Source organism: Siminovitchia thermophila, assembly GCF_016909185.1.
In the GTDB taxonomy this organism is placed as follows: domain Bacteria; phylum Bacillota; class Bacilli; order Bacillales; family Bacillaceae_C; genus Siminovitchia; species Siminovitchia thermophila.
Genome location: NZ_JAFBFH010000014.1, coordinates 23,321 through 36,029, shown reverse-complemented (window position 1 = coordinate 36,029; position 12,709 = coordinate 23,321). Strand labels below are relative to the sequence as shown.

At 35.9% G+C, this 12,709-nt stretch carries 13 protein-coding genes; 2 read left to right on the top strand and 11 right to left on the bottom strand.

Annotated elements, in window-relative coordinates:
* Nucleotides 1-12: 12 nt before the first annotated feature.
* Both JOC94_RS11150 and JOC94_RS11145 read right to left on the bottom strand, forming a co-directional pair.
* Complete coding sequence (locus tag JOC94_RS11150) at nucleotides 13-369, bottom strand: hypothetical protein (RefSeq protein WP_205179356.1); 357 nt, start codon at nucleotides 367-369, stop codon at nucleotides 13-15.
* A 53-nt stretch (nucleotides 370-422) separates the two neighbouring features.
* Nucleotides 423-755, bottom strand: a complete 333-nt coding sequence (locus tag JOC94_RS11145; RefSeq protein ID WP_236017064.1) for a hypothetical protein — start codon at nucleotides 753-755, stop codon at nucleotides 423-425.
* A gap of 292 nt (nucleotides 756-1,047) precedes the next feature.
* Between JOC94_RS11145 and JOC94_RS11140 the strand changes: the two genes are divergently transcribed.
* The gene (locus tag JOC94_RS11140; protein ID WP_205179355.1) at nucleotides 1,048-1,869 is read left to right on the top strand and encodes an ATP-dependent DNA ligase; all 822 of its coding nucleotides are present in this window, start codon (nucleotides 1,048-1,050) and stop codon (nucleotides 1,867-1,869) included.
* A gap of 26 nt (nucleotides 1,870-1,895) precedes the next feature.
* Here the strand turns inward: JOC94_RS11140 and JOC94_RS11135 are convergent, their stop codons facing one another.
* The 3 genes from JOC94_RS11135 to JOC94_RS11125 form a co-directional block, all read right to left on the bottom strand.
* Nucleotides 1,896-2,240 (bottom strand): YolD-like family protein, encoded by a 345-nt coding sequence (locus JOC94_RS11135; protein WP_205179354.1) that lies wholly within the window; start codon nucleotides 2,238-2,240, stop codon nucleotides 1,896-1,898.
* Nucleotides 2,237-3,466 (bottom strand): DNA polymerase IV, encoded by a 1,230-nt coding sequence (locus tag JOC94_RS11130; RefSeq protein WP_236017071.1) that lies wholly within the window; start codon nucleotides 3,464-3,466, stop codon nucleotides 2,237-2,239. Before JOC94_RS11130 ends, JOC94_RS11135 begins: the two co-directional genes overlap by 4 nt.
* A 441-nt stretch (nucleotides 3,467-3,907) precedes the next feature.
* Entirely contained in the window at nucleotides 3,908-4,297 is a 390-nt protein-coding gene (locus JOC94_RS11125; protein ID WP_205179352.1) for a hypothetical protein, read from the bottom strand.
* Nucleotides 4,298-4,529: 232 nt separating this feature from the next.
* Between JOC94_RS11125 and JOC94_RS11120 the strand changes: the two genes are divergently transcribed.
* Nucleotides 4,530-4,736, top strand: coding sequence for a hypothetical protein (locus tag JOC94_RS11120; RefSeq protein ID WP_205179351.1), 207 nt, complete (start codon nucleotides 4,530-4,532; stop codon nucleotides 4,734-4,736).
* Between the two features lie 64 nt (nucleotides 4,737-4,800).
* Here the strand turns inward: JOC94_RS11120 and JOC94_RS11115 are convergent, their stop codons facing one another.
* The 6 genes from JOC94_RS11115 to JOC94_RS11090 form a co-directional block, all read right to left on the bottom strand.
* The gene (locus JOC94_RS11115) at nucleotides 4,801-5,598 is read right to left on the bottom strand and encodes a hypothetical protein (protein WP_120117232.1); all 798 of its coding nucleotides are present in this window, start codon (nucleotides 5,596-5,598) and stop codon (nucleotides 4,801-4,803) included.
* Between the two features lie 34 nt (nucleotides 5,599-5,632).
* Nucleotides 5,633-6,385 (bottom strand): hypothetical protein, encoded by a 753-nt coding sequence (locus tag JOC94_RS11110; protein WP_126646536.1) that lies wholly within the window; start codon nucleotides 6,383-6,385, stop codon nucleotides 5,633-5,635.
* Nucleotides 6,333-7,514, bottom strand: coding sequence for a nucleotidyltransferase domain-containing protein (locus JOC94_RS11105; protein ID WP_120117230.1), 1,182 nt, complete (start codon nucleotides 7,512-7,514; stop codon nucleotides 6,333-6,335). The genes JOC94_RS11110 and JOC94_RS11105 overlap by 53 nt, the downstream gene beginning before the upstream one ends.
* A gap of 205 nt (nucleotides 7,515-7,719) precedes the next feature.
* Complete coding sequence (locus tag JOC94_RS11100; RefSeq protein WP_205179350.1) at nucleotides 7,720-9,912, bottom strand: DEAD/DEAH box helicase; 2,193 nt, start codon at nucleotides 9,910-9,912, stop codon at nucleotides 7,720-7,722.
* Nucleotides 9,913-9,916: 4 nt separating this feature from the next.
* Nucleotides 9,917-11,725 (bottom strand): site-specific DNA-methyltransferase, encoded by a 1,809-nt coding sequence (locus JOC94_RS11095; protein WP_236017063.1) that lies wholly within the window; start codon nucleotides 11,723-11,725, stop codon nucleotides 9,917-9,919.
* 69 nt (nucleotides 11,726-11,794) lie between these two features.
* Entirely contained in the window at nucleotides 11,795-12,697 is a 903-nt protein-coding gene (locus JOC94_RS11090) for a tyrosine-type recombinase/integrase (protein ID WP_245998153.1), read from the bottom strand.
* Between the last annotated feature and the right edge of the window lie 12 nt (nucleotides 12,698-12,709).

Genomic DNA, 12,709 nt, shown 5'->3' with positions numbered 1-12,709 from the left:
GTCTACCCTTAACTAATCACAACAAAAAAAGATTATTTCACCATTATTCAATTCATGCTTTATGACATTAAGAAACTTGTTTATCCGTTCTAACATTAGATCATCTAGTTCCAATGTTTCTAATTTACTTTTTGCTCTATGGTAATCGTTCATTTTATAGATTTTAAAGTAATCATTGTTAGTTAAAATAATGTCAAATACTTCCGCGAAATCTACGCCTTTAGGATTTCCCATAGAAAAATTGGTATATGCTAGTAGATAATTCTCGTTTTCAATATCTTCATGTACAATATCAAATAATATATCTTCATTAATATCTTGCTCTTTTAAATCATTCGGAACTTTATATAATGAAATGTCATATGCCATTATCTTTATCCTCCTTGTTTCATAGTTTGATCGTTATGTGAATCATGGATTTTTTATATTTCTCTATTTCTGTTGACCCATTCGATTGCTTCAATAAGAAGGTTATCAAGATCTTTATTTTGATCTTCGTAAATACAACTCGCTTCAATGTCATTTGTGTCGACATCTAAATCAAAAAGTTGTATACACCAATTTTCACTTACTGTATATACGTTAATCTGATGGTATCTTCTTAGAGAACTAATCAGCCCTTCTGATTTAGCTTCTTTTTGTTGACATTTCGTCATACATCCCCAGGCAATTTTAAACGCTTCTTTTTGATAATCTGTCCAATTTCCCCAAGCGAAGCCTGCTTGAATAACTGTTTTTGCTTCTTGAATATTCAACACATCTCCCTCTTTCTTATCATTTAGTAACTTTACATAATTTGTCTTATATACAACAGGACGCCTTTCTATAAATTAAGTTCCCAACATAAAAAACACTCTTGAAAATAATTCAACTGTGTTTCTAAACGAGTTTCATATTATTAATCTTCCATACAATAATTGACTTTCACGCTCTGCCTGAACAGCTCCTTCTTTTTTAATGCGACATAAAAACTTTTCAAATACTTACCAACGACTAAACCGTATTACGTCTCATTTCATCATGTTAAAATTACTTAGAGGTGATAATATGTTTGTATCTCCAATGTTGCTGCATACTATAGAACAGCCTTTTGATGATGAGTCTTGGATAACAGAATTAAAACTTGATGGATTTAGATGTATTTGGACTAAGTTCAACAACAATGTCAAAATCTACACCCGCCACAACAACGAAATTACGTCATTGTTTCCTGAATTAATAGATTTACCAATCCCGGACGGAACAATCTTGGATGGTGAAATCATCGTAACTGACGAGCAAGGAAAACCTGACTTTGAAGCTGTAATGCAACGCTTTAAATCTAAAAAATCTCTTCACCAGATAACGTTTTGCGTATTTGATATTATTTACTGTTCAAATAGAAAACTAACTTGTACGCTGCTGGATCGTAAAGAGATTCTTGAACAAATCATTCCTGAAGACGATGGATTACTTACAAAAGTTAAATGGCTTTTCGGGAATGGAGTTGCTTACTTTGATCAGGTTAAAAATCACGATTTAGAAGGTGTAGTTCTTAAAGCTGCTACCTCTAAATATCAAATCAATAAGCGCTCTAACGACTGGCTAAAAGTCGTTCACTACAAATATGAGTATGTATACATTACAGGTCTGCGTAAAGATAAATTCGGGCTGCTATTAAATTATGAAAATGGCAATTACGCAGGTTTAATGGAGTTCATGCCGACTCCCAATAGAAAAGAATTTTACTCCGTCTACCGTGATTTCATTTCAAGTGAAAGCGATAAATTTATCTATCTCAACACCAAAATCAAAGCTAAAGTTAAATTTCGCAATTATACCAGTAAGGGATTACTTAGAATTCCGAGTTTTGTGGAGTGGGTATCATAACTCCACAAGTACATAAAAGTAATTAGTTATGATAATTTTACATCAGTAATATTTTCTATCGGAATTTGTTCAATATCATCATTAGTTGTTATGTGTAACTTCTTATTGATGATGTCAAATTTATTAATATGGCAATTCTTTTCAGTGATACTTCCGGCATTATATACAGATAAATGTACAGGAACATAATCTTCAATAGCGATTGTCAATAAATCATTTATTTCTATCCATTTCTGTTCATCCAAAATTGGCTTACTTATCAATTTTTTACTGTTGTTATGAGAAATAATCTGCTCCTTATGTTCTGGAAGCATCATTCGGCTTGATTCCCATCTTAAATTAAGTCCTGGAGTTAGCTTGCTGATCCTCATTTATAATGCCCTCCTATTTTAACGGCTCTTTCAGATGCTTGACCTGCTTTAGTTAATGACGAAGCTCTGTATAGTGCAGTACGACCATACTTACCCCAAACGAAATCAAATACTGAATTTAGCTTTTCTTTTTGTAAATAGTTATCAAACAAATCAATTTGGTAAATATTTGATGGTTGTAGGTTAGATAACGAAACACCTAGACTCCTGATCGGTTGTTTATCCCAAAATTGCTTTAGTAATTGAAATGCTGCATTAAAAATATCTAAATCGTAATTAGAAGCCACTGGTAAAGTTGTTTGGCGATGAAATCCTGTCGGGAAATCAAAACTTGCCCCACGCACTCCACATGATACTGTAACACCCATGTATCCCTTTTTCCTGCATCTTCTTGCTACTTCCGTACATAATTCTAATAGAACTATTTTTATCTCATCCATATTAGTGTAATCTCTAGGCAAAGTCATATGATGCCCTATTGCTTTTTGTTGATTGTGAGTTTTAACGGTAACAGGTGAATGATCAATGCCATTTGCTGTTTGCCATAAAACCTCTCCATTAATCCCCCAACGCTTTTTAAGCTGATCAACTGGAAATCTTGCTAGACCACCAATCGTATAAATACCCATTCCTTTCAAATGACGTTCCATTTTATTACCCACACCAAACATATTACCGATTGGCATTTTCCAAAGTTGGTCGATATTACTATGATCTAACCGAAAAATTCCTTCCTTATTTTTCTTTGAAAAATTATCACATGCCATTTTTGCGAGGATTTTATTGGGGCCAATCCCCACTCTTGCATAGACACCAGTGTCTTCCATAATCTTTTCTTGTACTTTTCTAGCGATTTCATATTGATTACCGAATAGTTTCTGACTATGTGTGACATCCATAAACTGTTCATCTATGCTAAAAGGCTCTACCAAATCTGTAAATTGTTCCATGATTTTGCTAATTTGGATTGATACATCAATGTATAACTGCATTCGTGGACGCACTACTTCAACATGTGGACATTTAAGCTTCGCAGAACCCAACGTCTCGGCAGTAGTTATCCCATATTTTTTTGCTAATGGACACGCAGCTAGAACAATCCCACTCCTGCGTTCAGGATCTCCCGCCACAATCACAGGCTTATCCTGTAAGGTTGCATCTCTAACTTTTTCTACAGAAGCATAAAAGCTCTGCATATCGACCAAGAATATTATCTTATCTTGCATCATGCTCCCATCCTTTTGCGTAATACATCTACGGATAGTATGTTATCGAGTCTAAAAGTGCGAATTTGTTTCTTTGTGTAACAGTAAGCTTTGATTAACGAGTCCTCGACTTTTAGCACCCTTATAATACGCTGTGATATATGATTTGATTTATTTATGTAGATAATAGCTAAAGGAGTTTTTAAATTCGCAGATCGCCTAAGTAACCCATTCATTACTATTTCCCTCCGAACATTTGTTTGTACTCATTATACCCAAACGTACGTTTTCTAATCAAGATAGTTTTGATTGGTAATAAATTCTTCTCCCCAATTAGCGTATGATTCGCACCCAAATTAAAAAAAGAAAAAGCAAGAAAAAAATGCCCAGGGTTATTATGCCTGTGCATTTTTTTCTTGTCCTATCCATTGTTCCGCAAACGCGCCCGTTAGTTGAACAAGGTTATCGGTCAACAACTAAAATTTTATTATCTTTAATGGTGTAGATACCATGTGCCATCCCTGAAAGCACAACGGTTTTGACGGCATGTTTTTCATTAGCAAATACCAATAAAAAACGGTCATCTAGATAATCAATTCCACCATTATCCCCTTTAAACTTGATATTCATTGAATCTTCAATTTGTTCATCCGATGTATAAGGTCCAAATAGATTGACTTGCGTCCATTTAAAATTAGTTAACCCTGTTAAATCAATTTGTGTTTCTCCCTTTTCTAAAAGGGAGTCAATTTCTTTAGCTAAATCCGTGTCTTGACTGGCTCGATTACCTAATAAATTTACAGCTAAACCTATAACGGCAATAATAAAAACTACATAAACTATTTTTTTCATAAGCCCTCCTAAACCTAATTTTTACATGCCTTATTTCAAAAGACGATCGATAGAGAGTGTAAGATTCCGAAAACAAGATTGTGGGTTCATTTGAAAACCTTTTTGCACTAAACTGGCCCGTTTGTTGAATAAGCCGTCATCTTATAATCTAATTTAGCACAAAATTCCTTGTTCCTTTCAACGTTTTCAGTGTACCGAACCCGTTAGAATATTTAAAGTACAGGATTTCCAGTTGGACGGTCGTATGGTAAGTGTTCATCTTAAAAAAGACAAATGGCACAATAAACGACTGCAACCAGGAACTATAAAGGCAGTACAAAAATATATCAAAGAATATAGGTTGCAGCCCCAAGATTATTTTGCAGGAAGGCGAAGGAAAGATGGGAAATTTGATGGTGTGAAAATTTCTGAAACCGCTTATCGCAAACAGCCGTGTTAATACATTGCTTAAATGCCAGTTCCTCCTACTCTAGTTTTTATTTTCATAGTAATTATTCCTGATATTACAAAACCTTATATCCTCTATTAAACACAAAATTTCCTCTGGAAGCTTGGTAAACAAAAATGCTTTTAAATCCTGTTCTATTGCCATTCTTGAAACACTTATATACGATTAATTGGTTGTGATTAGTATTTGTGGTAGAAAAAACATTTAATTGCTTATAGCTCTTACTGTGGTCATTAGTCTTTTTTCTTATCTCTTTTATGAATTCGGGATTAAGCGAGCGATTGTTGTCAGTCTCATTCCCGCTTCTTATAGAAAGTGTAGGCAGATGATATTTATTTAATGGAATCTGACTATTTGCGATTTCATAGGTATCAATCAACACCAAATTCAATTCATTGGAGGGATATTCCATATTTCTTTCGGTGACAACAACCGATTGGTCTACTTCCTTGACCGCACTATCTACGATAGACTCTGGAAATATATCATTCAAAAGCAATTTGTATTGTAGATATATTGGCACTCTGACTAAACTAACTTTTCCATAACCAAGTATTTTGCTAGCTAGCCAATAGACCCATAATGGATGATCATTATACTTATCTCCTGTGTTAAACACTTTATTTTTATTAATTCTTCTTATCAAGATATAAATAATTATGGATAAAATCGCACCACATACAATGGAAATAACTGTTTCATTTTTAATGATGCTTTTTATCGATTCATCAAACTTTGATACATCCGCACCCCAGAGAGAAAAAACAGCATACGCTATCTCCTGAAGTGGATAAAAGATTCCTACAATTGCCGGCGACAAAATTAAAAAACATTGAAACAGAACCTTATTCACTATCCATACTCCCTTACCTGAAATATTTTATTCATTATACACGAGGTATTAATTTTCTCCGCTTCTTCATTTGATTCTCTTTCCACTTATCATAAATAAGAGTAAAAATTTCTTTATCAGTTGCATATTCCTTCCTTGTCATAACATCTCTATATTCAACAATTTTTTTATGCAATGAACATTTTGCTACTATGCGGTTACAACCACATGGACATTTCTTTTTATTTCCCCTGTTTGGTTTTTGGCTTAATATATCTAGTAACTCAATGACTTGATTAATATATTTGAGATCAAAAACCTCCAAGTAATCTTGAATTAGTCCTTCTACCCCGTGATATAACTCGCCAAATACAAAGCTCCCTTTGCCTTGAAGTTTAAGTGCGATTGCATAAAAATATGGAATGACACATGAGCAAATAAATCCATCCAACGTGGGGTTATCCTTAATTTGTTTTCTTAGACTCAATGGTGATCCTAAACAAAGGGATGAATCGGAAAAAGTATGGAAATCCAAAGTTTTGGGAAATCTGTTTCCTACTTCATAGACAGTAGGTATTTCTTTTGGAAAACTCTTTGGAATGACAATTCTTATTAAGAACTTGTCCTTTATATTCCCATAAGTGTCATTCTTAATATCTAATGATAAAATACCATTCACAACATATTCGTTGGGATTTGAAGGAGCCAATGACATTTGAGGGTTATTTTCTAAGAACTCTTCTAATTCTTTAATCTTAATATGTATCACCCCAAGGCTTTGGTGGATTTTTAGGTAAACTTGTTGCAACCCGCTGCTTGTCATTGTTTGATTTGTATTTCTTGTTTAATAAACTTTGATCTATTTTCAAAGAGAACTTTTTATCCAAAATTACACTTGCTACTTCATAATCTGTTGTTTTCAATAGGTTGTTAAAATCAACTTTTGCTTGCAACAACCAGTTTTTGAAATTGCCTTCTAAATCTAATTCTTTGCCTTCTGGCGTTTCCCAACGATCTGTAAAATCCTCATTGGGGTTTACGGGATTAGGAACTCTTGGGAAACTTGAGTTGATATATCTCGGCATATTTTCCAAGAGATTTAACATGGCGGTTTCGAGATTTAATTCCCCATTATAAGCCCTTGCTGCCAATGTTGTTATAATAATAGAAATTGGCTTACTATCATTCTCTCCAAACATATTGTCCCGATGTCTTTTTAACAATTGAATACATCTTTGAAGTATAGTTTTTCGACTATACGTAGGAACGGGAGCTATTGAGGAACGATTGTATATTCCATATTCACCTGTTGTCATCCGGCTTTCAAACCATTTTATATATCCCTCTGGGTTACTAATATTCCAGTCTTCTGATATGATAGTGTAATTTTCAAGACGATCATCAGTAATGTTGATAGCAGCATCAACCATGGAAGTATTTAATAACTCATTATAATTATAGGCATCATGCAACTTTTGTTTGTAGTCCGCCTGCTTATCGCTATTTAATGGAATGCAAGGAACTATGTCTAAATGGAATTTAATATCATCCATATACTCCAATCTCCAACAGCGATGTTTTTCTTCTAACTTTTGCTGAATTCCTTTTGCAACTCGATAACTTTCAAGTTCAACACCAACCATTTCTTTTAATTGTTTTTGTGTATATAGTGATTTAAAATTCGGAACGTTAATCTTACAACCCATGTCTAAATCATATTCTTCTTTATCGGTTATAGGTTTAATTGTAGTACCTAATGCAAATGAGCCTTGTGGAAATATATCTATATCGACGTCTTTAAGAGAACTTTTTTCTCGACCGAACCAATCTCCCAACGACTTATATCTATTAACTGTTTTTTCTATAACATAATCGGGCAAATCTAGTTGTTCAATCATTTCTTCCAACACACTTTTTCTGTCCGCTACTATCGACATTTACATTTCCCCCTTCATATTGGTTAATGTTACCATTTTATTATACCACATATAGTATCACAGAATATAAGTTCCCACAATATATAGTTGGTTTTGCCCATAAAAAATACCACTTAATATAAATCTGTAAATATAAAAAACCGCCCGATTATTTTCAGGCGGTTTTCATTTGGATACTTTTGCATAAGTCCAGCAGTATTAAGTGTTACGATAGTACCTCACTTAGTAAAATCCAACTCGAACCTTTAATGTCGTCATTGTATTCATCCATACAAATGAACAACTCATTATTGCTCTTATCTTTACGGACAAAACCACCTTTGAGATTATGTTTGTTCAGATACCTCTTTAGAACCTCAAACTTCTTTGGAGAAAATTTGTCAATGTCCTCACTTTCTCCTGTCCTGCTGAACCCGCCCTTGGTTTCTATAATCCAAATTTCGCCGTCTTTCGACAGAACATAATCCGGGTAAAAGGACTTTTGTTTGCCGAAATTATCTTGGTAGACAATTGAAAAATACTCACTGCCTTTATCTCCGTTTTTGTATAACCACTCTATACTTTCTGCTTCCTCGCAATATTTCTCGAAGGATTTTTCGGAATCGGATCGAACTTCTGCTGATGATAGATAGCCAGAATAAACATTCCTATCGTATTCTCTCTGGACTCTATTCTCCCCGTCATATGTGAACAGGAACTCTTTCGGCAAATGAAATGGCGTTTCGATTATCCCGTTGAGTGAAAGCGTCTCTTGGATGTCCATGCTTGACATGGCTGACTGAATATCTTCTTTTAGTTTGTAGAAGTTGTTAATGACGAAGGCGTATACTTCTCTTGTTTGGAGACGCAGAATCTTTTGATCGTATCGCACATTTTTATCGAACAAACGTCGGATGATCGTGTTCATTTGTTCATATTGTAAATTCAGGCTCAACCCTAAAGCACTTATCCTATTGTGATATTCACGCCCATGTTTATGGGTATTCAAGGGTTCGACCAACTGAACACTTTGAAGGTTCTTAAATTCATCGGAAGTCAATGTGCGAACTTCACCCGTATAGATTTTCTTTACAATTTCCTCCGAGAATATATACCCTTTTGCTTCTAAACGTGTTTTGTTTTCTCCAGTTTTGGTAGTGACTCCGTATTCCATTTGATAGAATCCCAACAGTGATTTTAATGCTTGTATCGCATCTTTTGATATGGATAATGACGATTTTTGTTCACTGATCAAAGTCACATTCCTGTGTTTCTGCTTCAAAAATAACTTTACCGCATCCAATGCCCCTTTTCGTAGGTGTAGCTTAACCCCTTCGGTGAATTTTTCATCGAACGTGTACAGATAGCAGGAATCCAACAGATCATTTTCGTAATGTTTGGCTTCGGGCATCCGTCTGATACGTCCTATTGTCTGGATTTCAAATGTCTCGCTTGTATTTTCACGCAGTTTGACAAGTATTTGGGCTCTTGGACAATCCCACCCCGTAGCGACCGCTTGTTTAATAATCACAGCGATTGGCTTTGCATCAAGATTTTCTATTTCTTCTAGGTTCTGTTTCTTATTATTCAGCCAAACAGCAAGTAGCCCGTTTTCATACGTCACATCTTTACTCGCCAAATAGAGTTCCACTTCGTTCTGCAAGACATCGCTATTATTCGGCAATTGGATGATAATTAAAGGGTTCGTGATCGAATCGTGTTCCTTATAAACCTTTTTGAGTTCTGCCTGTTTTTCTAATGCTTTATCTAACAAGTAGCCTACCTGATTATCTACCGTGATAGAACGACCGAAATCCTCATTTATAATTAACATTTTTTTTATAAGCCCTTCTGCAATCACATCCACTTCATCAACTTCAATCAATGTGGCATTCACCAATTTCTTAGGCGTTGCAGAAGTGCGTATTATCTTTTTCGGTTTGAACAACTGAATGATGTCATCCGCCTTTACGGTATCGTTCTGATGGGATTCATCCACAATGATGATGAATGATAAACCGTTATTATGTGCTTGGGTGATATGCTCTTGAAAATTAGTTTTCTCGCTTTCTTTTAATGCGTTGTTACCCTTTTTGGTCAATTTCTCCCAATTGATAAAGCAAGCATCGTTTTCCTTAAAGCCTTCGGCCATCACGTCCGGTAATAGTTTCGTCTGACTGTTATGAATATACCTGTCCATCTTTTCCTTACTTTGCTCTTCTAAATCACCCTTGCCGGGTGTTAGCCAAACAAAGACATTATCAAACTGCCCTTTTCCATACTCGTCTATGAAATGAGTGAGGATGATGGTCTTTCCCGATCCAGTAGGGCTTTTGAGAATAACCTCCCGCTTATCATCCTCCATGCTTTCGATTAGTTTCCCGATTGTCTGCAACTGAAAATCAGCCAACTGTATCATATCATTAACCCCTCAACTCGTTATAATAGTAATCTGGTATTACATTTACTTGAATGCTATGCTTTTTGAATAACTCTTGCTGCTCTCCGCTTAACAGCACATCATGACCAAGATAGACGGTTTTACAAACAGGATTGTCCTTTGTGTTCTGTACAAACTCTTCTAACTCTTCATCTGTCAACACGATTGTAATTTCTTCCGTTTCAGAGAAATCAATCGCATTCTCCAACTCTACCAACTCTCTTACATGGCAAAGCAGGTCATCCGCATATTCGTAATAGAATCGGTTTTCAATAGGTATGAAATCGACTTTAAAGTATTTCAGGCTTTCCTCATAATTATCCAATTCTATAACCCGCTTGATCCGCTCGTATGTAACGTCACGACAGATTTTGTTTTGATTATTGGTGCAAAGAATAAATTTCCTGTTTTCGCCTTCTTCTTGATTCAGTTTCATCACCGCATGTCCCGTTGTGCCGGACCCTGCGAAAAAGTCCAAAACAATGCTATCGGAATCCGTGGTCGCTCTTATGATTTCCGAAATTAAGTCTATCGGTTTCGGATAGGGGAATTTTTTGGTATCGAATATCTTTTTCAACGCAGATGTGCCTTTTGTGGTATAGAACGCCTTTTCCGTCCAGATAGTAGGAATTTCCGAACCCACCGTCGTATTTTCTCCAAAAACCAAGGTAGGAGCGTCTTTTTCACTTCCCTTCACTTCCAACGTGCCATCTTCAACCTTCTTTATCACACCTGATGGGAGATATTGAATGCTGAATTTATTTGGATGGTTTTTCACTCTGTTTTCGCTCACCTTGATATAGCCTTTTTCCCAATCACTCATTAAACGAGTTGCAATTAAACGCCAAACGCAATCTGCCCTCCTGCTGCTAACTGGAAATACCGCTACCGTTCCTTCTGGTGCTTCGTCATAATCGAAAACAAAGTCCGACAATTCTCCTGTATAGGTTCCGTCTTTGACCCGATCCGCTAAAGAAGGTCCGGTTCCTACTATATGATGCGTTTTCTTATCAATGAAGATTGGATATGTTTGGTTTGGTCGTTGCGTTTTGTCAAACGTACTTAACGTCAAACCTTCAAACGGGCTTCTTGTAACTCCGCCTACAAAAGTCATTCTGTTTGGCTTGAAATCATGGGGAGTAACGAAAACTACATATTCATGTAAATAATCAAATCCACCGGAAGGTTTTCCACCAGACGTTTGAACAGTAATGCACACAACTTGTCGATTTAGGAATAATTCTTCGCATAGCAAGACCAGATTATGAACCTCTTGATAACCAATACTAATCGCAAGGATACCTTTTGCTGTCAGTAGTTTGCTTGCCAACTTCAAACGACGTTCCATAAATGACAGCCATTTACTATGCCGGAAGCCATCTTCCAAATCGACAAATGTATCATCATATACAAAATCCTTGTTTCCCGTATTGTAGGGAGGATCAATATATATCAAATCAATCTTTTCTCTGTGTGTTTTTGTCAGCAATTCTAAAGCCGCAAGATTATCTCCTTCAAGCAAAAAATTCATGTTTCCCTGGTTCTTAATCAATAACTCTGTATCTTCTTTCAAGACGGGCGTGTTTTTCTCCAATATGTCATCAATTGTTTCCTTATGCTCTTCAAACACCAGCCCGAATTTCTTTCCATATAGATCCTTCTCTAACTCTCCGATATAACGTAATAACTTTCTTGTCTCGTCATCAGTGGAATGATTTTCGACAAAAGACTTGATTTGAGTAATCTTTTGTAAAAAATCTTCCCTTTTTTGTTTTGATAAATTTGTGCTCATACAGCTACCTCTCTTTGACTTTCTACTATTATATATGGCCCGAAAATTCGAGTTCCTTCTATTATATAGTCACTTTTTATAATCCATAAATTTATCGACTGTAGCATCCGCTACGTTAAGATAATGTTTATCCAAGGTTTCAAGCGAACGGTGTCCAGTCTGTTTAGCAATGGTAGACAGGTCAGCCCCCGCGGAGTGCATAAAGGCAACCATCGTTTTACGAAAATTATAGGGCGTATAGCCCGTCCATTTTTTCAACTGTTTACGATAAGCAGTTTCTGATATCTTGACCCCTTCAAAATTTCCACCTTTGCTTCGCCTTCCAATAAAGTAATCCTGGGGCTGCAAGCCATACTCTTTGATGTATTCTTGAACAGCTCGTACCGTTCCCGGTTGCAGTCGCTTATTATGCCATTTATCTTGTTTCTGTAAAAAGACGTTCACGATGCGGCCATCCAATTGAAAGTCCTGTATTTTTAAGTTAACCATTTCATTTGGACGGTTGGCGGTATCCAGATTGACAAGGCAAATCGCCTTTGCTCTTGTATCCAATATGTCGATGATATTTAGCAGTTCGTCTAAATCAACTGGCAGCTTCCCTGTTTCCTTCTTTAACCGTTTCCGGTCGTCTTCTTGATACAATTTACGGATGTTAGCGACCGTTTTTCTTATTTCTTCATCGAACGAGATATCGTATGTAACGCTAAAGTATTTTCGTAGGGCGACCACCCGTTTTTCCCACGTGTTCTTTTTCACAGCTTCTTCGGTGATCGACACAAACAAAAAATCCATTAACGATTCAATTGTTTCTAATTGTCTAGTTTCTTTACAGTATTTTTGGTACATACGGATTTCACTTCGATAGCCCGGTGGAATCCTTTTTTCAACTTCTTTTAATTTTTGTTCTTGTTCAGCATGACGTTTCCGATTCTCAAAATCTCTCGTAAAGACGACATTGCCGTTTTTTATCACTGAACCACTCCT

What these genes read in the sequence shown, in the direction of transcription:
- JOC94_RS11135 (WP_205179354.1), bottom strand. Translation starts at nt 2,240, where the DNA reads ATGAGGATCAGCAAGCTAACTCCAGGACTTAATTTAAGATGGGAATCA.
- JOC94_RS11095 (WP_236017063.1), bottom strand. Translation starts at nt 11,725, where the DNA reads ATGAGCACAAATTTATCAAAACAAAAAAGGGAAGATTTTTTACAAAAG.
- JOC94_RS11105 (WP_120117230.1), bottom strand. Translation starts at nt 7,514, where the DNA reads ATGTCGATAGTAGCGGACAGAAAAAGTGTGTTGGAAGAAATGATTGAA.
- JOC94_RS11125 (WP_205179352.1), bottom strand. Translation starts at nt 4,297, where the DNA reads ATGAAAAAAATAGTTTATGTAGTTTTTATTATTGCCGTTATAGGTTTA.
- JOC94_RS11130 (WP_236017071.1), bottom strand. Translation starts at nt 3,466, where the DNA reads ATGCAAGATAAGATAATATTCTTGGTCGATATGCAGAGCTTTTATGCT.
- JOC94_RS11150 (WP_205179356.1), bottom strand. Translation starts at nt 369, where the DNA reads ATGGCATATGACATTTCATTATATAAAGTTCCGAATGATTTAAAAGAG.
- JOC94_RS11100 (WP_205179350.1), bottom strand. Translation starts at nt 9,912, where the DNA reads ATGATACAGTTGGCTGATTTTCAGTTGCAGACAATCGGGAAACTAATC.
- JOC94_RS11140 (WP_205179355.1), top strand. Translation starts at nt 1,048, where the DNA reads ATGTTTGTATCTCCAATGTTGCTGCATACTATAGAACAGCCTTTTGAT.